The following is a 19,459-nucleotide window of genomic DNA, read 5'->3' as shown; positions in this document are numbered from 1 at the left end:
GCGCACGGAATCGCCCTCCAGTGTCAGTTGAGGCGGGTGCCGCCCTCGTATGTCCCCTCCGAGCGGTCCCACCGGGGTTGTCGGTGGCGGATGGCAGTATCGGCCTCGTACGCGGTCCGCCCCCGGAAAGTGAGCCCTCGCATGGTGTCGTCCCCCCGTGAACTCGCCGATCTGCCCTTCGCGGAACATCTGCGGCCGTTCGACGGGGACTTGGCGGAGGGAGGCGACTACGACACCGTTCATCTGGACGGCGACGCCTTCGACGGGGCCGTATGCGACAACGCGCGGTTCCTCGAGTCCGCGTTCTCCTCGGTGACCTTCACCGGGGGCCGTGGCCGCGGGGCCCGGTTCAATGAGGTGTGGCTGGACGGGGTGCGATGGGTGGGCACCGATCTGGCGGACACCGACTGGCAGGACGGCGAGCTGGGCGGCTGTGTGCTGGCCGGTCTCGAGATGTTCTCCGCGCGGCTGCACCGGGTGACCTTCCACCGGTGCAAGCTGGAATCGGTGAACCTCCGCACCGCCACGCTGCGGAACGTCACCTTCGTGGACTGTCTGCTGCGCGATGTGGACCTCGGTGGCGCGGGTCTGACGGAGGTGGCGTTCCCGGGGTCGGCGCTGGAGGGTGTGCGGTTCGGCAAGGCGCGGATGGCGAAGGTCGATCTGCGAGGTGCCACCCGGCTGGAGATCGCCGACGGTCATGACGCGCTGGGCGGCGCCACCATCGACAGCGGGCAGTTGATGGAGCTCGCGCCGATGCTCGCCGACGCCCTGGGGATCACGGTCCGGGACGGTGGGGCCGCACGGTGAGCCCCCACCTCCCGCGGTGACCGAGGTTCACCGGGGGATCAGCCAGGGCTGCTGCGGCAGCGGGCTCCCCGTTTCGATCAGCGACTTCAGATTGGACAGCACCGCGGCCCAGCCACCGGCCGCCGCGGTCCGCTCGGCCTCGTCGGCCAGGTTCTCATGGGTCACGGTCAGCCGGACGATGTCGCCGTGCGGCTGGATGTCGAAGGTGACCCGGGAGGGTTCGGCGGTGGCATCGGCGTCGGGCGCGGCCCAGGTGGTCACCAGCCGGGTGGGCGGTGCGCTCTCCACGACCGTGCCGACGACGTCGGCGGTGCCGGAGCCGTCCGTCCGCTGATGCTCCCACGGGGAGCCGACCCGCCAGCCCGACACATTGCTGTGGCCCCAGTACTCGGCCGTGAGGTCGGCGTCGGTCAGCGCGTGCCAGACCTTCTCCGGTGTGCTCTCGATATAGATGACGTACACGAATGCCGGCTTGTCGGCCATCGCTTCCTCCGCTTGTCGCTTCACCAGGCTCAGCGCGCGCAGTCGCGGGCGCTCGAACTTGTCGATCCAGCGCTCCTGGATCTCATTGAGGGGGACGGGGTTGAGGTAGTGGAGTTTTTCGCGGCCCCGCCGGACCGTGCTGACCAGATTGGCGGCCTCGAGGACGGCCAGATGCTGGGTCGCCGACTGGCGGGTCATCTCCAGCCGCCGGCACAGCTCGCCCAGCGTCTGGCCGTTGTGCTCATGCAGCCGGTCCAGCAGATACCGCCGGGTCTGGTCGGCCAGCGCCTTGAAGACCTTGTCCATCTCTGAGCTCACACCGAACGTTATGCAGGTGATTGCCTGCATGTCAATGCGGGCGGTGCGACGGCCCCCGTTCCCGGTGATTTCGCGCTATCGCCTGCGGATCGCGCCGTGGATGAACGCCGCCTGCCCGGCGTGCTGGAGATCGTCCGAGACCACGCTGACCAGCCGGACGCCGAGGGTCACCGCCGGGGTCCACCGCTCGTCCACGATCCGGTCGAGATCGGAGTCGCGCAGACCGCGCACGAACGCCAGGGTGTTCTCGTGGACGGCGTCGTAGTACCCGGTGAGCAGCTCGGCGTCCGCCCGCACCGCCGCCACGTCCTTGCTCCGGTGGCCGTAGCCGGTGGCCTCGGGCGGGAACGGCAGTCCGAACCGCTCGGCCCAGCCCTCGGACGTCCACAGCTGCTCGGTGCCCGCGGCGTCGGCGATGTGGTCGTCCTGGACCCGGGTCAGATGCCACACCAGCCAGGCGATCGAATTGGCCCCGCTGTCCAGCCGTACGGCCAACTCGTCCGCCGATAGCCCGTCCACGGCCGACCGCACCTCCTCGCGTACCCGTTCGAAGGCGTCGGCCAGCAGATCGGCGCTGTTCATTCGCGGCTCCCTCGCTCGTGGTCGGCTCCGGCCATGGTCGCACCCCGCGGCCCCGGCCGCGGGGTGCCGACTCGCCGGACGCGGTTCACACGGGCGGGACGACGCGGTTCACACGGGTGGGACGAGGGTGAAGTAGCGGTCGAGCACCGCCTGGTCGCCGGTCACCTTGTCGAGCCGGTCGGCGGGGAGTCGCTGCCACAGGAACAGCATCAGATCCGACGCGGCCCCGGCCAGCTCGACATCGCCGGACGCCGTGTCGGTGTCCTCGTCCGGGGCGCCGGTGGTGAGCCGTACGTCGTCGCCGTCGAAGCGGACCGTCCACAGGCCCGGCCCGTCGGTCCGGCGGAACCGGAACAGCTCGCCCGCCCCGGGCGGGGCCTCCCGCCACGCCCGCCGGGCCGGGGCCATCACCTCGAAGGTCTGGGCCACGGCGTCCGCCGCGAGGTCGGGCTCGACCGGCCGGGCCCGCCCGGCGGCCGCCTGCTCGGCGTCCCAGCGGTGCAGGGCCGCCTCGATGGTCTGCATCCGCAGCCAGAAACCCGCGGTCCGCTCCGCCGACCACGTCCACACCGCCAGCCCCGGATCCTCGCTCCGGAACAGCGACTCGAGCCGCGCGGCCCCCTCGGCGAACCAGTCGACGAGACTCACCGGCACCGGCCCGTGATGCGGCCCGCCCGTGGGGGCCGGCCAGCCCTCGCGGTCCTCGGGAAGCTCGAAGAGGGCGGGGTCGGTGATGTCCGGCTGCCGGTCGAGCCGATCCCGGATGACGCGGGCGACCAGGCGATGCACCCCGCCCAGGTGCAGCACCAGGTCCGACATGGTCCAGTCGGGGCAGGAGGGGATCAGCGGCGCGTCCGCCCCGTCGGCGGCGCCACGGGCCGCCTGCTCGAACGCCACGATCTCACGGTGGAAATGGGCTGAATAGTCCATGGGCCGCACTCTGCCAGGCCGCGCCCACCTCTGCCATACACCGCCCGGCCACTCGGTACGCCTTCGCTGTCGGCGGACCGAATCGCCGCGGTGCCGACCGCCGAACCCGGTGTTCCCGACCGTGGTGTGAACAGCGCACGGCCCCTATCGTGAAATGCCATGAGAGACCAACTGCGCTTACCCCCGGCAAAGTTGGCCGCGGCGGCCACGGTCACCGCCGTGCTTCTCGCCGGATGCGGCGGCTCCGACGAGGACTCCGGCGGCGGGGGCGGGCCGGAGAAGAAGACGATCACGGTCGCCGGACTGCCGCTCGCGGATGTGGCCGCCCTGCACATCGCCATGGACCGCGGGCTCTTCGAGAAGGAAGGGCTGAACGTCCGCGTCCAGCCGGTCCAGCAGAGCGTCCAGGCGCTGCCCGCGCTCGCCCACGGCCAGGTGGACGTCATCGGCGGCGCCAACTTCGTGACGTTCCTCCAGGCCCGCGAGAAGGGCACCCTGGCGACCCGGGTGCTGGCCGAGGGCGCGCGCAACGCCCCGCACATGATGGATGTGCTGGTGCCCGCCGACTCCAAGATCAAGGAGCCGCGGGACCTCGAGGGCAAGAAGGTCGCGGTCAATATCCTCAACAACATCCAGTCGCTCACCCTCAACGCCACCCTCGGCAAGGCCGGAGCCGGCCGGCCCGAGTACCGGCAGGTGCCGTTCCCGCAGATGGGCTCGGTGCTGGAGCGGGGCCAGGTGGACGCCGTGCACGCCGCCGAGCCCTTCGTCACCGCGCTCAAGCGCGAACTGAAGGCCCGTACGGTGGTCGACGGCAACTCGGCACCCGTCGCCGGACTGCCGCTCAGCGGCTATGTCACCACCGCTACCTTCATCGACAAGTACCCCAAGACCGCCGCCGCCTTCCAGCGCGCCATCTCCGCCGCCCAGGCCGTGGCCGCCAAGGACCGTGGCGCCGTGGAGAAGGCGCTGCCCGGCTATACGAAGATCAAGCCGGCGGAGGCCGCCGCCATCGGCCTGCCCAACTACCCGGCCACGTCCAGCGCCGCCCAGCTGAAGCGGCTCATCTCCCTGATGCGAACGCAGAAGCTGCTCTCCAAGGACCTCGACCCCGCCGCCGTCCTCTACCAGCCCGCCGAGTGAGCCCCGCGACGGCCGGCCGGGCCAGGCGGAAGCGCACCGGGCGGACCAGGAACGCGCTGCTCGGCGCCGTCGGCGTGCTCATGGCCTTCGCCGCCTGTGAGGCCCTGGGCCGCTCCGGGATGGTGCGGAGCGCCTTCCTGCCGCCCGCCTCCGAGGTGCTGGTACGGGCCGTCGAACTCGGCGGCGACACCGCCTTCCTGAACGGCGTCGGCGCCACCCTCGAGGCATGGGCCACCGGGCTCGCCCTCGCCTGCGCCCTCGCGATCCCCCTCGGGCTGCTGCTGGGCAGTGTGCCGGCCGCCGCGCAGGCCACGCGGGTGCTGATCGAGTTCCTGCGCCCGGTGCCGTCGGTGGCCCTCATCCCCCTGGTGTCGCTGCTGCTCGGCGCCGGCAGCGGGACCACGGTCGCCCTCGTCACCTACGCATGTGTCTGGCCAGTGCTGTTCAACACCGTCTACGGGCTCGGCGAGACCGATCCGCTGGCCAAGGACACGCTGCGGGCCTTCGGCTTCGGGCGGTTCGCCGTCCTCTTCATGGCCGCTCTGCCCTCGGCCGCCCCGTTCATCGCCGCCGGGGTGCGCATCGCGGCGGCCACCGCCCTGATCCTCGCCGTGGCCAGCGAGATCCTCGCCGGATTCGGCGAGGGTCTTGGCACCTTCATCGCCCAGGCGGGCATGGCCACCGACGGCACCCGCGATGTGCTGGCCGGAGTGGTGTGGGCGGGAGCGCTCGGCCTCGTCATCAATCTGGCGCTCACCGCGGTCGAACGGCGGCTGTTCCGCTGGGCACCCGAGCACCGCGGGAGCCGCGCATGACCGCGCCGGGCACCCCGTTCGGGGCCGCGCGACGGCTGCCCCGGGCCCTCGCGCTGCGGCTCGGCGTCCCGGTGGTGGCGGTGGTGCTGTGGCAACTCGCCGCGCGGGCCCGCGGCAGCGTGTTCTTCCCGACCCCCGCCCGGATCGTCGACCACGGCTACCACCTGTGGTTCTCCGGCCCCGCCGGACGGGCGTTCCTCACCGACGCGGCGGTCCGCGATCTGCTGCCCAGCCTCGGCCGGGTGCTCGCCGGATTCGCCCTCGCCGCGGCCGGTGGCATCGTGCTGGGGCTCGCTCTGGGCCGCTCGCGCACCGTGTACGCGCTGTGCGATCCGGTGCTCCAGTTCGCCCGCGCCGTGCCCCCGCCCGCGCTGGTGCCCGTCTTCGTGGTGGTCTTCGACCTCGGCACGCCGATGCAGCTCGCCTCCATCGTCTTCGGCGCCATCTGGCCGGTACTGATCAACACGGCCGAGGGGGTACGCGGTATCGACCCGCTGCGGCTGGACGTCGCCGCCACCGTACGGATGCGCCGCGCCGAGCGGATCGTGCTGCTCTATCTGCCCGCCGCGCTTCCGCGTGTCTTCGCCGGGCTGCGGCTGAGCCTGTCGCTCTCCCTCATCCTGATGGTGTTCTCGGAGCTGCTGCCCGGCACCGCCGACGGCATAGGCTTCTCGCTCACCGACGCGCAGACCCGCTCCGATCTGCTCACGGTGTGGGCGGTGATGGTGCTGCTCGGCGCGCTCGGGCATCTGCTCAACAGCGCGCTGCTCGCCGTCGAACGCCTGGCCCTCGGCAGACACCGCGCGGCGCACCGCACCTGACCACCCGTACGCAGGACACGCCCCCATCCAGCAGACGCAGGACACGCCCCCCCACACCCAGCAGAGGAGGTGGCCCCCATGGCCGGGCCCACCGCCCACCCCCCGACCACCACGGTCCGAGAGGCGGTGCTGGCACTGTGCCGCGCCACCGGGATGACGACCGTCTTCGGCAACCCCGGCTCCACCGAACTGCGGATGTTCCGCGACTGGCCCGAGGACTTCCGCTATGTGCTCGGTCTGCACGAGTCCACCGCCGTCGCCATGGCCGCGGGCCATGCCCTGGGCACCGGGCGGGCGGCGCTGGTCAGCCTGCACTCCGCCGGGGGAGTGGGCCACTCCCTGGGAGCGGTGTTCAACGCCTACCGGGACCGGGTGCCGGTGGTGATCATCGCGGGGCAGCAGTCCCGTGCGCTGCTCCCGCTGCGGCCCTTCCTCGGCGCCGACGAACCGGCGCGCTTCCCGCGCCCTTATGTGAAGTTCAGCAGGCAGCCGGAGCGGGCCGCCGATGTGCCCGCAGCGCTCGCCGAGGCCCACCGCGTCGCCATGAGCCACCCCCGGGGCCCGGTCTTCCTCTCCGTACCGGAGGACGACTGGGACCGCCCCGCCGAGCCGGTCGCCCCGCGCACCGTGCACGGCGGCTACACCGCCGACCCCGCCGCGCTCACCGGCCTCGCCCGGGCACTCGACGCCTCGGCGCGCCCCGCGCTGGTCGTCGGGCCGGGCGTGGACGACGAGCGCGCCGTACGGGAAGTGGCCGAACTGGCCGAGCGGCTGCGGGCCGCGGTGTGGATCAGCCCGCTCTCCGGACGCTCCGGCTTCGACGAACGCCACCCGCTCTTCCAGGGGTTTCTGCCACCCGTCGCCGACCAGCTGGCGGAGCGGCTGGCCGCCCATGACGTGGTGGTCGCGCTCGGCGCCCCGCTGTTCACCTACCACGTGCACAGCGAGGCCCCGCCGCTCGCCGACGGCACCGAGCTGTACCACCTCGACTGCGATCCGGCACAGGCGGCGTGGCTCCCGGTGGGCACCAGCATCGTCACCACCCTCCGCCCCGCCCTGCGCACCCTCACCGAACTCGTCCGGTCCGCCGACCGGCCAGTGCCACCGCTGCGGCCCGCCCCCGAGCCGCTGCCGGCCACTTCGGCGGAGGAGATCTCCCCCGAGCTGGTGATGGACCTGCTGCGCGAGCGGCTGCCCCGGGACACCGTGCTGGTGGAGGAGACCCCCAGTCACCGCGACGCCCTCCATGCCCGCCTCCCCGTCAGCGGCGAGGGCCGCTTCCTCACCACCGGCAGCGGCGCGCTGGGCTGGGGGCTGCCGCTCGCGGTCGGCCGCGCCCTCGCGGACGGCGAACGTGTGGTGTGCGTGGTCGGCGACGGCTCGGCGCTCTACTCGGTGCAGGCCCTGTGGACCGCGGCCCGGCACCGCGCCCCGGTGAGCTACGTCCTGCTCGACAACGGCGGCTACAGCGCGGTCAAGGCGCTGGGCCACCGCATCGGCATCGCACCCGTGCCGGGCACCGACATCGGCGGCGTCGACTTCGCCGCGCTCGCCGGGTCCTTCGGCTGCCCGGCCGAACGTGTGGAGCACCCCGGTCACCTCCCCAAGGCCCTCGACCGGGCCCTCGCCCTCGGCCGCGACGACGGCCCACTGCTGCTCCAGGTCCGGGTCCCCGCCGACGACTCCCCGGCGTACGAGCCCTGGGCCCGGTGAGGCGGACATGCTGCGGATCGACCGGCTCAGCCATCGCTACGGCGACGGCCCCGATGTGCTCCGGGACATCGAACTCACCGTCCCCGACGGGCAGTTGCTCACCCTCGTCGGCCCGTCCGGCTGTGGCAAGTCCACCCTGCTGCGCTGTGTCGCCGGCCTCCTCCGCCCCTCCGCCGGGCGGATCACCCTGGACGGGGAGGCGGTGGACGGCGTCCCGGACCGGCTCGGAGTGGTCTTCCAGGACTACAGCCGCTCGCTCTTCCCCTGGCTCTCGGTGCGGGAGAACGTCGCCCTACCGCTGCGGCGGCGCGGACTGCCCCGCGCGGAGCGCCATGCGGCGGCGGTGGCCATGCTGGAGCAGGTGGGCCTGGCCGACGCCGCCCGCCACCACCCCTGGCAGTTGTCCGGCGGTATGCAGCAGCGTGTCGCGCTCGCCCGCGCCCTGGCCGCCCGGCCCGCGCTGCTGCTGATGGACGAGCCCTTCGGCGCGCTGGACGCCCAGACCAGGGAGGATCTGGAGGATCTGCTGCTGCGGCTGCACCGGGCCGAGGGAATGACGATTCTGCTGGTCACCCATGACATCGACGAAAGTGTCTATGTGGCGGACCGGGTGGTGGTGCTGGCTCCGGGGCCGGGCCGGGTGCGGGCGGACCTGCCGGTGGCGCTGCCCGCCGAACGCGACCAGATCGCCACCCGCGGGCTGCCGGAGTTCATCGCGCTGCGGACGGAGGTGGGGCGCGCGGTCCGCCAGGGAGCGGCCACGACCCCACCTCCTGGCGGCTAACGCAACGTCAGCCAGTCCACGGCGGCCACCCGGTGGCCACCCGTGGCGACGAGATAGACGTCATGGGAGCCGGTCACCGTACGGGGGAGACGCACCGAACGCTCCCGCCACTGGTCCGTGCCACCGGTCCCGCGCACCGGAAGCGTGGCCGCCACCGGTCCTTCGGGTGAGTCCAGGCGCAGTCGCAGGGCGCAGTCCCCGCAGCCGCCGGACGCCAGCCGCACCGTCAGCGTGTCCGCGCCCGCACCGAAGCGCACGCCCCGGAAGCCGATCGCGTCCCCCGATCCGAGGACCGAGGTGGCCGCCTCGCCGCGCTCGACGCCCCGGACCACCTCGGCGCGCTCCGCCTGAAGAGTGGCGGTCGCGTCGGGGCCGTCGGCGTAGAGCCGGATCTCGTTCACCGCCCATGGGTTCTCACCCGGCTGCGTCAGCTCGATCCGCAGATAGCGGGCGGTGCGCTGTTCGAAGACCGCGTCCTGGGTGAAGGAGCGGCCGCTGACCCGGGCCACCGGCGTCCCCCAGTGTTCACCGTCGCGGCTGACCGAGACGGTGAAGCCGGAGGGGTGTCCGGTGGCGTCGAGACCGGCGTCGATCGCCAGCCGGGCGAAGGTCTTCGCGGTGCCGAGATCCACGGTGAGGGACTGACCGGCGGCCTGGGGAGCGTCCCCCTTCCACTGGGTGGTCTGCACCCCGTCCACGGCGGCCGAGGCATCGGCGCCACCCGAGGCGGTCGCCTTCCAGCCGTCGTTGCGGACCCGGGTCTCACAGCCCGCCAGCCGGCAGCCGGACGACCAGATGGGCTCGCCGTACTCATACGCGCCCTGGTCCGGTCCGTCGCCCCGGACCTCGCCGGTCACCCCGTCGACCTTCTCGCCCGCGTCGATGGCGGGGGAGTCCGCGCGCGGCCAGAGCTCGCCGTTGCGCGCGTCGGTGTAGCCCGGATCGGTGGGCGGCAGCAGGTTGTTCCGTACGACGGGGGCGGGGTCGCCGGGACCGGAGATCTCCATCGGCGTGAGTGCCACGTCGTTGCTCACATACGTCCCCGTGGCGTCGGTCGCACCGCTCAGCCGGACGGCGGCGGTGGAAATGCCCGTGCCGTACGAGGAGTTGTGGTCGCGGTTGCCGAGGCTGACGCTGCTGTGGCCGTTGAAGAAGGTGCCTCGGGTGCCGGTGTTGTACGCCACGTTGTGGTGCAGCAGGAAGTTGCCGGAGGAGTTGTCGATGTAGTAGCCGACCTGACCGTCCGCGTCATGCACGGTGTTGTGGTCGACGCTGGTGCCCTTGGCGTCCAGGTTGCAGCACACATAGAACGGGCTGCCGTCGCGTGAGGTGCGCATCGCCTCCGAGAGGTCGTTGTAGGCGATCCGGTTGTCGTGGAAGGGCACACCGTTCAGCTGCCAGGCGGTGTCGATGCTGGCGCGCCCGGTGCGGCGGATGGTGTTGTGGGTGACGGTCTGGCCATTGCCGTTGACCTCGATACCGGGGGTGTAGCTGCCCATCCAGCCCACGTCGTGGATGTAGTTGCCGGTGACGGTGTTGCCACTGCCGCGCAGCAGCACACCCGTGCCCGCGGAGTAGCCGATGTCGCTGTCGCGCAGGGTGTTGCCCCGGCCGAGGATCTGGACACCGGAGTTCAGCACCCGCGAGGCGACGATGTGGCCCTCGCCGGGCGGGATGGCCAGTTCGTCGTCGCGTGGCATGGGGAGCGTGGAGAACTCCGAGATGTAGCGGGCGCGGAGCCCTTCGACCAGCACACCGGTGCTGTCGGCGCCGGTACGCAGCGAGGTGCCCCACAGATCGAGGCCGCGGACGGTGACATGCGAGCTGTGCGAGAGGTCCACGCCCCAGCTCTGGTACTTCGCGGTCACGGTGTGGCCCGCGATACCGCCCTTGGGCGGGACCAGATAGAGGCGGCCCGCGTCCTTGTCGTAGTACCACTCACCGGGCTGGTCCAGCGTGGCCTTGGCGCCGACCAGGTAGTAGTTGCGGTAGTTCTGGTCGCCCATGCACAGCGGGGTGCAGCGGTAGTTGCCGCCCTTGAAGTCGAGGGCGCCGTCCGACGTGGTGGTCACGGTGCCGGTCTGCTGGCTCCACGGGTTGGAACCGGCCCACAGGTGGACGGTGGCGCCGGTGAAGTCGCCGTCCGGCAGATCCGGGTCGTCGATGTGCTGATCGGTGGAGGAGCGCTCGGCCACCGCCCAGGACGGATTGAGCGGATCGGAACCCGAGTTGGGCCAGCGGCCCTCCATGGCGCGCTCGCCGTCCAGGAACAGCGCGTTCTCGCTGCGGTCGAGCGGGAGGTCCACATCGGCGGCCACCAGACCGCCGCCCGCGTCCCGCCACCCGGTCACCGCTCGCGTCCCGTCCACGGTGACCGGCCCGTCCCCGTACGCCGCCAGGGTGACCGGGGCGTCGGCGCGGCCCGAGGGCGGGGCGACCCGCTCCCGGTAGTTCCCGCGGTGGATCAGACAGGTGTCCCCGGGCCCGACCTGCTCGGTGCAGCGGCCGATGGTGCGGAACGGCTGGCGCGAGCTGCCGCTGTCGTGGTCGGCGCCCCAGGTGGCGACGTGATACGTACGCCCCTGCTGCCCCTGCCCGCCCTGCGCCGTCGCGGTGCCCGGTAATGCCGCGGTGAAGACGGCCATCGCCGCGGCGACGGCCAGGGATATGCGCCTGAGCGTGGGTCTCATCTACCGCCTCCAGTGTTCAGGGTCGACCGAAACCTAGGAGAAACATCGGATGACGTCAACGGCTGGAGGCGAAATCAAGGTCAGGAATGCGTGGATTCCATGAGACAGGTCCGATGTCTCTTTCCGTGTGTGGTCAGCCGTCCTCGGGGAGGTACGGGCCGGCGAGCGTGACGCCGGCCCGTTCCAGGGCGTGGGCCAGCTCATCGCCCGGGGGCCGCTCGCTGACCAGCACGTCGACGCGGCTGAGCGGGCAGATCAGGGCCAGTGCCCGGCGCTCGAACTTGGCCGAGTCCGCCAGCACCACGACCCGGGACGCGGAGTCCATCATCTCCTGGATCATCTGGGCCTCCGGGATGTTGGACACCGAAAGTCCCGAGGCGCTGACCCCGCCCACCGCGATGAGGGCGGTGTCCGCGCTCACCCCGGCGGTGTCCGGGAAGCGGATCGGGCCGATGGTGACCAGTGCGGTGGTCCGGCAGCCGCCGCCGAGGACGAACAGATCGCGAAGGGCCTGAACCGGGACCATCCCCGGCACCCGCAGATTGTTGGTGACGATCGTCAGCCCCCGGTGGCCGCCGAGCGCGGCCACCGCCGAGAGCACCGTGGTGCCGCCGTTGACGAGCAGCGTCTCATTGTCCCGCACCAGACGGGCGGCGGCGGTTCCGATGGCCTCCTTGGCCTCCCGGCGCTCGTTCATCCGGTCCGTCATCGGGCTGTCCGCCGTGGCCAGTTCGCCCCCGGGCACGGCCCCGCCATGGGTGCGCGCCACCAGTCCGCGCGCCGCCAGATGGTCCAGGTCCCGCCGTACGGTGTCGACCGAGACGGCGAACTCCTTCGCCAGCTCCGCGATGGTGGCCTGGCCGCGCTGCTGGATGAAGGCGGTGAGGTCGGCGCGGCGGCGCGCGGGCAGGTTCGCCGCCCGGGTGCCCTCTGCTGACGTCATCGTGTGGTCCCCCTTCTCGACGCTGCGTAATACCGCAGATTCTTGCACCTTACCGCAAGAAGCCGCAGCACGACCCTTGACCGTGGGGTGCTGCCGCCGTAGCTTGCAGCAAAGAGCCGCATAAACCAGCGCAGCTTTGTACGCCTTTCTGCGCGTCAATGGAGTCGCCGTGGAGCCGCACCACCCACCCATACGCCCCGAGCCGCCCTGGACCCGCCGCCGGGTCGCCGCCGCCGCCCTCGGCGGCCTCGCCGCCGCCCCCGCGCTCACCGCCTGCGGGGGCGATGAGCCCGGCCGCAGCGTCGGCGGAGGCGGCGGCCGCAGAAGAGAACTCACCTTCGCCTGCGCGGCGTTCACCGGAGGCGCGGCTGGAATGCAGTCGTTCGCCGACCGCTACAACGCCGCCCAGACCCGCTATCGGGTCACCGTGCGCAACCTGCCGCCGCCCAGCTCGAGCACCGAATGCCATCAGCAGCTCACCCAGCTGCTGGCCCGCAAGGACGGCACGGTCGACGTCTTCGCGCAGGACGTGGTGTGGATCGCCGAACTGGCCGAGGCGGGCTGGGTGCACCCGCTGGACGGGGACGTCTCCGCGGCGCTGCGGCGCTCCTTCTTCCCCGGCGTGGTCGAGGCGTGCACCTATCGGGGCCGTCTCGTCGCCCTGCCCTGGTACGTGGACGCGGGCGGCCTCTACTACCGCACCGACCTGATGCGGGCGCTCGGCCGCAAGCCGCCGACCGACTGGCACGAACTGGCCGACCTCGCGGCCGAGATGCAACACCGCCGGGTGCCCATGGGCTATCTGTGGCAGGCCAAGCAGGCCGAGATCCTCCTGTGCGACCTGGTCGAGTTCATCGCCTCCAACCGCGGCCACATCATCGACCCCTCGGGCGCGGTGCGCGTGGACGGCCCCGCATGCGTCGAGGCCGTCCAGTTCATGCGCGACCTGGTGTACCGCTACAAGGTCAGCCCGTCGGAGGTGTTCTCGTGGGACGAGGAGCCCAGCCGCCGCCCCTTCACCGCGGGCCGGGTCGGGATGATGCGGCACTGGAGCTATGTCTACGGCGTCTCCCAGAACCCGGACCAGTCCAAGGTCGTCGGCAAGGTCGACGTCGCCCCGCTGCCCAGTTTCCCCGGCGGCACGTCCTCCTCCTGCCTCGGCGGCTATCAGCTCGGCGTCGCGGCAGGCTCCCGCAACAAGGAAGGCGCCATGGACTTCCTGCACTGGCTCGCCGGCACCGAGGCACAGCTCGCCTTCGCGCTCGACTTCGGCAACGCCCCCTCCCGCGTCTCGGTCTACGACGAGAAGAAGCTGGCCGAGGGCCAGCCCGCGATGGTCAAGCTGAAGGAGGCGTTCGGCAACGGCGTGCCCCGCCCCGTCACCCCGCACTACTCCCGGGTCAGCCTCGCCCTCCAGTCCGCGGTCTCCCGAGCCCTGGTCTACGGCGATGTGCGCGGCACACTCCGCTCCGCCCGGCGCGACCTGGAGGCGATCGTCTGATGGGCCACCTCGCCTTCTTCCACAGAACGTCCGGACACACGCCGCTGCGCGGCAAGCACGCCCCCTCCCTGGAGCAGCCGCAGCTCACGCCCGATCCCGACGCCCCGCGCCGCCGTCTCCCACTGCGCGAGTCCTCGTCCGCGGGCCCGCGCCTGGTGGGCATCGTCCTGCTGGCCCCCGCGCTCGCCGCCGTCCTCGCCGTCTCCCTCTACCCGGTGCTGCGCACCCTGTGGCTGTCCCTGCACGACGCGGGGTTCTCCACCGGATCGCACTTCACCGGAACCGCCAATCTGTCCCGGCTGCTCGGCGACGACCTGTTCTGGAACGCCTGGTGGCGCACCGTGGCCTTCGCCTTCGGCACCACGCTCGTGGAGACCGCGCTCGGCATCGGCTTCGCGCTCGTGCTGCACCAGTCCTTCCGAGGGCGCGGATGGGCCCGCGCCGCCGTGCTCATCCCGTGGGCCATCCCCACCGTCGTCACCTCGCGCATGTTCGGCTGGATCTTCGACGGGCAGTCCGGTGTCGCCAACTACCTGCTGACCCGGCTCCAGCTGACCGACGGCTACGTCAACTTCCTCGGCGATCCGCACACCGCGCTGCCCACCATCGGGCTCGCCGACGTATGGAAGACCACCCCGTTCATGGCGCTGCTGGTGCTCGCCGCGCTCCAGACCGTGCCCAGGGAGCTGGGTGAGTCCGCGAAGATCGACGGCGCCTCGCCCTGGTGCACCTTCCGCTGCGTCACCCTGCCCGTGATCGCGCCCGCCCTGCTGATCGCCGCGCTCATCCGGGTCCTCGACGCCTTCCGCGTCTTCGACCTGCCGTACGTCCTCACCGGCGGCGGCCCCGCGGACTCCACCGAGACGCTGTCCACCTTCGGCTACAAGACCCTCTTCTCCGGCCTCGAACTGGGCTACGGCTCGATGATCGCCACCGCCGCCTTCGTCACCGAAGTGCTCATCGCCGCGGGCTTCGCCTACTACCTGAGCCGGCGCTACCGCGCCCTGGAGGGCTGAGCCATGACCGCCATCCCCGCGCCCGTCCCCGCCGCGCCCGCCGCCATCCGGGCCCGCCGCCGGGCCCTGACCCGCCGGGTGCTGTTCCGGGCCGCCGTCGGCGCCGTCGTACTCTGGTCCGTCGCACCGTTCCTGTGGCAGCTCAGCACCTCGTTCCAGCGGGACCGCGATCTGTCCTCGGTCACCCCGCACTGGCTGCCCATCCCGGGCACGCTGGAGCATTACCGGGCCGTCTTCAACGACTACGAGTTCAGCAAGTACCTGGTCAACAGCGTCATCGTCACGGTCACCGCGACCGCCGTCGGACTGCTGCTGGCGGCGCTGGCCACCTATGCGCTGGCCCGGCTGCCGGTGCCGGGCAAGGGCGCGGTGCTCGCCGTCGTCCTCGGCCTGTCGATGTTCCCGCAGATCTCGATCGTCGTCCCGCTCTATCTGGTGCTCAACACCCTCGGGCTGCTCGACACCTACACGGGGCTGTCCAGTTCGTACGTCGGGCTCGCCCTACCGCTGATGATCTTCGTGCTGTACGCGCACTTCCGGTCCCTGCCGACGCAGTTGGACGAGGCCGCCGCCATCGACGGGGCGGGGCTGCTGCGCACCCTGCGCAGTGTGATCCTGCCGCTCGCGCTGCCCGGGATCGCGGCCGCCGGAATGCTCGGCTTCATCACCAACTGGAACGAGTTCATGCTCGCGCTGGCCTTCACTTCCTCACCCGAGCACCAGACCGTGCCGGTCGGCATCGCGGGCTTCCAGTCCCAGTACTTCGTGCCCTGGGGCGACATGGCCGCCGCCTCCGTCGTGGTCACCGTGCCGCTGGTGCTGATCGTCATGCTCTTCCAGCGCCGCATCGTCGCGGGCATCACCTCCGGGGCGGTGAAGGAGTGACCCGGCGGGCCACCGCGCGGCCGCTGCGGGCGGTCAGCCGGGACGAGGTCTGGGCGGACCGGTACCGTGCCCTCGCCGCGCGGGTCCGCGCCAGGGCCCGTACGGCCGCACCTGTCCTCGCCGGATTCAGCGCCTGCGTCGACCACGTCTACCGGATGGACCCCGCCCGGATCGCCGCACTCGTCGACTGGACGGGCGCGTCCGGACCGGCGGGCCGGGTGGCCGCCGAGGTCCACCGGCGGATCCGCCAGGGCCGTGGCGGGGAGATCGTCGAGCTGTGGCCGGGCGGCACCGACTGGGTGAGCACACTGCTCGGCGCCCCCGACCAGGTGCAGCTCGGGGGTAGCGGCCCCCAGGCGTCCTGGGCGCTGGCCGTTCTCGGCGCGCCCAGCGTCGTTCCGCTGGCCGACCGCGGCGCCGAGCAACTGGCGGTGCTCCACCCCGAGGTGCGGCTGTGCACCCCCACCGGCACCGTCGCGGCCGGACAACTGGCCCACGCCGCCACGCGCAGCGGCCGGACCACGGACGGCGCGTACGGTCCTGGCGGACCGGGCGATCCGGGCGATCCGGGCGGCCCCGGCGGACCGGGTAGTCCGGGCGGCCTCGGCGGTCTGGGTGGCCCTGGTGGTCCCGGTGGTCCCGGGGGTCCCAGGGGTTCCGGTGGTCTGGGCGGCCATGGTGGTTCCGGTGGTTTCGGTGGCCCTGGTGGTCCTGGCGGCCCTGGCGATCCCGGTGGTTCGGGCGGTCTGGGCGGGCCCAGTGGTCGTGACCCCGGTGGTCTGGGTGGCCCTGGGGGTCCCGGTGGTCCGGGTGGTCTCGGCGGACCGGGTGGTCCGGGCGGCCCCGGCGGACCGGGTGGTCTCGGCGGCCCTGGCCGCCCCCGCGTGGCCAAACAGCCGCACGGCGTCCTGGAGTTCGCCGCGGGCACCCCCGTGCCCGGACTGCCGGAGGGGCTGCCGCGCTCCTCCCGGATCATCCTGCGGTTCGTGGACGACGGGATCGAGCGCGACGAGTGGTTCGCCGCCCGCTCCGGCGAACTGGCCCGCACCGCCGCGGCGGGTCTGCTGTCCGGCATGAACGGGCTGCCCGAGGACGGCACCGGGCCTGCCGACCGGGCCTGGCTCACCGAGGTCGTCCGCACCTGGCGGGACGCCGGACTGCCGCTGCTCCACCTCGAACTCGCCGAGTTCGCCACCGTCCGCGCCCTGCGCGCGGGATGCGACGAGTACGCCCCGCTGGCCGACTCCGTCGGCATGAGCCTGTCCGAACTCGCCGCGCTCGCCGGGCCCTCCGCCCGCGCCTCGCCCGTCACCGCCGCGGCCCGGTTCGCCACCGCGTACCGCCTGGAGCGGGTCTGTGTGCACGCCGACGGCTGGGTGCTCGCCGTCCACCGCGGCGACCCCACCGAGCAGCGGACCGCGCTGATGACCGGCAGTCTGCTGGCCGCCGCGCGGGCCGCCCACGGCGAGCCCACCGCCGACCTCGAACCGCCGGCCGCGGCCGGCTACGCCGAGGACCGCCCGGCCGACGGCTCGCTGGGGGACGGGCTGCGGGCGGACTGCGTACCCGCGCCCCACCTCTGCCGGCCCGCGGCCACCATCGGCCTCGGCGACACCTTCGTGGGCGGGCTGCTGCTCGCCCGCTCGCTCCCGCCGGACGATCCGTCGCACCGGCCACCGACCCCCACCACGACCGACCCTCCCGACCTCCCGCCCCGTTGACCCCCGAAGGCTGCCGGCATCCGCCCGGCGATCCCTTGACGCCCCTTGATGAGAGGACCCTCATGAGCACCTCCGACCTGACCACCGATCCGGGCAAGTTGCGCGGCCTGACCCGGGTGACCAGCGCGGACGGCTTCTTTCTGATCTGCGCCCTGGACCATCTCTCGGACTTCGCCGAGCTGCTGGCCCCGGACCCCGGGACGGTGAGCTTCGCGGATGTGGTCCGGGCGAAGGACGCCGTGATCCGGGCCGTCGCGCCCAGCGTGACCGCCGTACTCCTCGACGCCCACTACGGCATCGGCCATCTGACGGCGAGCGGCGCACTGCCCCGCGACGTCGGTCTGATGGCCAGCATCGAGGACGAGGACTACAGCATCCCCGAGGGGCCGCGCCGCACCCGGCACCGCGAGGGGTGGTCCACCCGGCAGATCAAGCTGGCCGGTACCGATGTCGCCAAGCTGCTGTGGTGGTACCGCCCGGACGGCGACCCGGCCACCGCCGAACATCAGCGCCAGGTGGTGCGCGACCTGGTCGCCGAATGCGCCGAGCTGAGCCTGCCCCTGGTCGTGGAGCCCATCTGGTATCCGCTGCCCGGGGAGGACCCCGGCTCGGCGGAGTGGAAGGAGCGGCGGGTCGAGGGCATCATCCGCTCCGCCGTGGACGCCGACCGGCTGGGCGTCGACATGCTCAAGGTGGAGTTCCCGGGCTACGTGGACACCGAGCAGGGGCGGGAGCGTGCCGCGGCCGCCTGCAAGGAGTTGGACTCCTCGGTACGGGTCCCCTGGGTGATCCTCTCCGCGGGGGTGGGCTACGAGGACTTCCGCACCCAGGTACGGATCTCGGCGCAGGCCGGGGCGTGCGGCTATCTGGCGGGCCGGTCGATCTGGCGGGACGCGGTGTCCACCCACGACCCCGAGGGGCGGGCCAGGGGCATTGAGCAGGCCAGGGGCCGTTTGGACGAACTGAACGCGGTCATCCGTGAGCACGGCAGGCCGTTCCTGCCCGGACGCTCCCTCGACCAGGCGCTGGACCGCCTGCCCGAGGGTTGGTTCCACGACTGGCACCCGGCCGTCTGACGCCCGTCGTGGCCCCGTGGCGGGGGCGGTGGGCGGACCTGACCCGCCCACCGCTCCTCGCCAGCCGTCCACCCATCCCCGCCCGTCCGCTCGCCCCCGCCCGTTCACCCGCCCCCGCCTGTCCGCCCGCCCCCGTCCGACCAGGGAGGACCCCGGATGACCGCCGAGCCGGTCCCGCTGCCACCGAACCAGCCGCGCTCCTTCTACCGCGACTCCGGCGCCATCGCCCGCTTCCGGCGCACCGCCCCGGACGGCGACGGCTATCGCCCCGAGGACTGGGTCGCCTCCACCACCCCGCGGTTCGCCCAGGCCCCCGCCGGGCTGACCACGCTGCCGGACGGCACCCGACTGGCCGCTGCCGTGGCCGCCGATCCCGGCGCCTGGCTGGGCCCTGAGCACACCGGGGCGTACGGAGCGGACACCGCGCTGCTGGTCAAGCTGCTGGACGCCGGGCAGCGGCTGCCGCTGCACAGCCACCCCGACCGCGCCTTCGCCCGGGCCCATCTGGGCAGCGCCCACGGCAAGACCGAGGCGTGGTTCGTGGTGGACGCGGCCCCGGGCGCCGAGATCCGCATGGGTTTCACCCGCGATGTCACCGCCGATGAGCTGGCGGACTGGGTGGAGCGCGGCGATACGGAGGCGCTGCACGGGGCCGTGCACCGGGTGCCGGTGGCCGCGGGGGACGCGCTGCTGTGCCCCGCCGGGATGCCCCATGCCATCGGAGCGGGCGTGCTGCTGGTGGAGCTTCAGGAGCCCACCGACTTCTCCGTCCTGCTGGAGTGGGAGGGCTATGCGATCGACGGCGCCACCGAGGGCCATCTGGGACTGGGCTTCGGCCGCGCGCTGGCCGCCGTGGACCGCACGGGTGTGGACGCCGCCGCGCTCGCCCGGCTGCGCGGACCCGGCGCGGGCGTGGCCTCCGGCGCCAGTGTGCTGCCACCGGAGGCCGGGAGCTCCTTCCGGGCCGAGCTGTGCCGGGGCGAGCCGACGGCCGCGCTGGACCCGGGCTTCTCGGTACTGGTGGTCCTCGACGGCGCCGGGACGCTCGGCCATGAGCGGGGCCGTCCGCTGGCGGTGAGCGCTGGGCAGACCGTGCTGATTCCGTACGCCGCGGGGCCCACCGAGCTGTCCGGGCCGGTGAGCGCCCTGCGCTGCCGCCCGCCCGCGCCCGGTACGGCCGGCTGATCGCCGTTCTCCCAAGGGCCCGGCCTCCCGCCGGGCTCTTCAG

The 19,459-nt window shown here is 72.8% G+C and carries 17 protein-coding genes; 12 read left to right on the top strand and 5 right to left on the bottom strand.

Going from position 1 to position 19,459, the window contains the following annotated elements:
• The first annotated feature begins 141 nt into the window (after positions 1–141).
• Entirely contained in the window at positions 142–810 is a 669-nt protein-coding gene (locus tag ACJX2R_RS04370) for a pentapeptide repeat-containing protein (protein ID WP_413098850.1), read from the top strand.
• Positions 811–837: 27 nt separating this feature from the next.
• Here ACJX2R_RS04370 and ACJX2R_RS04365 read toward each other — a convergent pair whose 3' ends face one another.
• From ACJX2R_RS04365 to ACJX2R_RS04355, 3 genes are all read right to left on the bottom strand, one after another.
• On the bottom strand, positions 838–1,599 hold the full coding sequence (locus ACJX2R_RS04365; protein WP_413105770.1) for an ArsR/SmtB family transcription factor: 762 nt from the start codon (positions 1,597–1,599) through the stop codon (positions 838–840).
• A gap of 87 nt (positions 1,600–1,686) precedes the next feature.
• Complete coding sequence (locus ACJX2R_RS04360) at positions 1,687–2,193, bottom strand: mycothiol transferase (protein WP_262698295.1); 507 nt, start codon at positions 2,191–2,193, stop codon at positions 1,687–1,689.
• A gap of 108 nt (positions 2,194–2,301) precedes the next feature.
• Complete coding sequence (locus ACJX2R_RS04355; RefSeq protein WP_413098849.1) at positions 2,302–3,123, bottom strand: maleylpyruvate isomerase family mycothiol-dependent enzyme; 822 nt, start codon at positions 3,121–3,123, stop codon at positions 2,302–2,304.
• Positions 3,124–3,282: 159 nt separating this feature from the next.
• On the opposite strand from ACJX2R_RS04355, the gene ACJX2R_RS04350 reads away from it, so the two are divergent.
• From ACJX2R_RS04350 to ACJX2R_RS04330, 5 genes are all read left to right on the top strand, one after another.
• Positions 3,283–4,266: an ABC transporter substrate-binding protein gene (locus ACJX2R_RS04350; RefSeq protein ID WP_413098848.1), complete on the top strand. Its 984-nt coding sequence runs from the start codon at positions 3,283–3,285 to the stop codon at positions 4,264–4,266.
• The gene (locus ACJX2R_RS04345) at positions 4,263–5,081 is read left to right on the top strand and encodes an ABC transporter permease (protein ID WP_413098847.1); all 819 of its coding nucleotides are present in this window, start codon (positions 4,263–4,265) and stop codon (positions 5,079–5,081) included. The genes ACJX2R_RS04350 and ACJX2R_RS04345 overlap by 4 nt, the downstream gene beginning before the upstream one ends.
• A complete protein-coding gene (locus ACJX2R_RS04340; RefSeq protein ID WP_413098846.1) occupies positions 5,078–5,902 on the top strand; it encodes an ABC transporter permease in 825 nt (274 codons plus the stop codon). The genes ACJX2R_RS04345 and ACJX2R_RS04340 overlap by 4 nt, the downstream gene beginning before the upstream one ends.
• A 78-nt stretch (positions 5,903–5,980) precedes the next feature.
• Positions 5,981–7,615: a benzoylformate decarboxylase gene (mdlC, locus tag ACJX2R_RS04335; protein WP_413098845.1), complete on the top strand. Its 1,635-nt coding sequence runs from the start codon at positions 5,981–5,983 to the stop codon at positions 7,613–7,615.
• Positions 7,616–7,622: 7 nt separating this feature from the next.
• A complete protein-coding gene (locus ACJX2R_RS04330; protein WP_413098844.1) occupies positions 7,623–8,399 on the top strand; it encodes an ABC transporter ATP-binding protein in 777 nt (258 codons plus the stop codon).
• On the opposite strand, the gene ACJX2R_RS04325 is transcribed toward ACJX2R_RS04330, so the two are convergent.
• Both ACJX2R_RS04325 and ACJX2R_RS04320 read right to left on the bottom strand, forming a co-directional pair.
• Positions 8,396–11,089, bottom strand: coding sequence for a carbohydrate-binding protein (locus tag ACJX2R_RS04325; protein WP_413098843.1), 2,694 nt, complete (start codon positions 11,087–11,089; stop codon positions 8,396–8,398). The genes ACJX2R_RS04330 and ACJX2R_RS04325 overlap by 4 nt on opposite strands.
• Before the next feature lie 133 nt (positions 11,090–11,222).
• Positions 11,223–12,032, bottom strand: a complete 810-nt coding sequence (locus ACJX2R_RS04320) for a DeoR/GlpR family DNA-binding transcription regulator (RefSeq protein WP_182472771.1) — start codon at positions 12,030–12,032, stop codon at positions 11,223–11,225.
• 169 nt (positions 12,033–12,201) lie between these two features.
• On the opposite strand from ACJX2R_RS04320, the gene ACJX2R_RS04315 reads away from it, so the two are divergent.
• The 6 genes from ACJX2R_RS04315 to ACJX2R_RS04290 all read left to right on the top strand — a co-directional run bounded on the left by ACJX2R_RS04315 (position 12,202) and on the right by ACJX2R_RS04290 (position 19,416).
• Positions 12,202–13,533, top strand: a complete 1,332-nt coding sequence (locus ACJX2R_RS04315; RefSeq protein WP_413098842.1) for an ABC transporter substrate-binding protein — start codon at positions 12,202–12,204, stop codon at positions 13,531–13,533.
• On the top strand, positions 13,533–14,549 hold the full coding sequence (locus ACJX2R_RS04310) for a carbohydrate ABC transporter permease (RefSeq protein ID WP_413098841.1): 1,017 nt from the start codon (positions 13,533–13,535) through the stop codon (positions 14,547–14,549). Before ACJX2R_RS04315 ends, ACJX2R_RS04310 begins: the two co-directional genes overlap by 1 nt.
• A 3-nt stretch (positions 14,550–14,552) precedes the next feature.
• Positions 14,553–15,434, top strand: a complete 882-nt coding sequence (locus tag ACJX2R_RS04305) for a carbohydrate ABC transporter permease (RefSeq protein ID WP_413098840.1) — start codon at positions 14,553–14,555, stop codon at positions 15,432–15,434.
• On the top strand, positions 15,431–17,155 hold the full coding sequence (locus tag ACJX2R_RS04300) for a hypothetical protein (protein WP_413098839.1): 1,725 nt from the start codon (positions 15,431–15,433) through the stop codon (positions 17,153–17,155). The genes ACJX2R_RS04305 and ACJX2R_RS04300 overlap by 4 nt, the downstream gene beginning before the upstream one ends.
• A 62-nt stretch (positions 17,156–17,217) precedes the next feature.
• A complete protein-coding gene (locus ACJX2R_RS04295; RefSeq protein WP_020874364.1) occupies positions 17,218–18,231 on the top strand; it encodes a tagatose 1,6-diphosphate aldolase in 1,014 nt (337 codons plus the stop codon).
• Positions 18,232–18,387: 156 nt separating this feature from the next.
• Positions 18,388–19,416 carry a class I mannose-6-phosphate isomerase gene (locus tag ACJX2R_RS04290; RefSeq protein ID WP_413098838.1) on the top strand — a complete coding sequence of 343 codons (1,029 nt, stop codon included), beginning with the start codon at positions 18,388–18,390 and terminating at the stop codon, positions 19,414–19,416.
• Positions 19,417–19,459 lie beyond the last annotated feature (43 nt).

The sequence above is a fragment of the Streptomyces sp. Inha503 genome, from assembly GCF_047215865.1.
GTDB classification, from domain to species: domain Bacteria; phylum Actinomycetota; class Actinomycetes; order Streptomycetales; family Streptomycetaceae; genus Streptomyces; species Streptomyces lycopersici.
This window is presented reverse-complemented; position numbering and strand designations above follow the sequence as displayed.

Coding starts and splice junctions, on each gene's coding strand:
- ACJX2R_RS04370 (WP_413098850.1), top strand. CDS start 142: ATGGTGTCGTCCCCCCGTGAACTCGCCGATCTGCCCTTCGCGGAACAT.
- ACJX2R_RS04365 (WP_413105770.1), bottom strand. CDS start 1,599: ATGGACAAGGTCTTCAAGGCGCTGGCCGACCAGACCCGGCGGTATCTG.
- ACJX2R_RS04360 (WP_262698295.1), bottom strand. CDS start 2,193: ATGAACAGCGCCGATCTGCTGGCCGACGCCTTCGAACGGGTACGCGAG.
- ACJX2R_RS04355 (WP_413098849.1), bottom strand. CDS start 3,123: ATGGACTATTCAGCCCATTTCCACCGTGAGATCGTGGCGTTCGAGCAG.
- ACJX2R_RS04350 (WP_413098848.1), top strand. CDS start 3,283: ATGAGAGACCAACTGCGCTTACCCCCGGCAAAGTTGGCCGCGGCGGCC.
- ACJX2R_RS04340 (WP_413098846.1), top strand. CDS start 5,078: ATGACCGCGCCGGGCACCCCGTTCGGGGCCGCGCGACGGCTGCCCCGG.
- mdlC (WP_413098845.1), top strand. CDS start 5,981: ATGGCCGGGCCCACCGCCCACCCCCCGACCACCACGGTCCGAGAGGCG.
- ACJX2R_RS04330 (WP_413098844.1), top strand. CDS start 7,623: ATGCTGCGGATCGACCGGCTCAGCCATCGCTACGGCGACGGCCCCGAT.
- ACJX2R_RS04325 (WP_413098843.1), bottom strand. CDS start 11,089: ATGAGACCCACGCTCAGGCGCATATCCCTGGCCGTCGCCGCGGCGATG.
- ACJX2R_RS04320 (WP_182472771.1), bottom strand. CDS start 12,032: ATGACGTCAGCAGAGGGCACCCGGGCGGCGAACCTGCCCGCGCGCCGC.
- ACJX2R_RS04310 (WP_413098841.1), top strand. CDS start 13,533: ATGGGCCACCTCGCCTTCTTCCACAGAACGTCCGGACACACGCCGCTG.
- ACJX2R_RS04305 (WP_413098840.1), top strand. CDS start 14,553: ATGACCGCCATCCCCGCGCCCGTCCCCGCCGCGCCCGCCGCCATCCGG.
- ACJX2R_RS04295 (WP_020874364.1), top strand. CDS start 17,218: ATGAGCACCTCCGACCTGACCACCGATCCGGGCAAGTTGCGCGGCCTG.
- ACJX2R_RS04290 (WP_413098838.1), top strand. CDS start 18,388: ATGACCGCCGAGCCGGTCCCGCTGCCACCGAACCAGCCGCGCTCCTTC.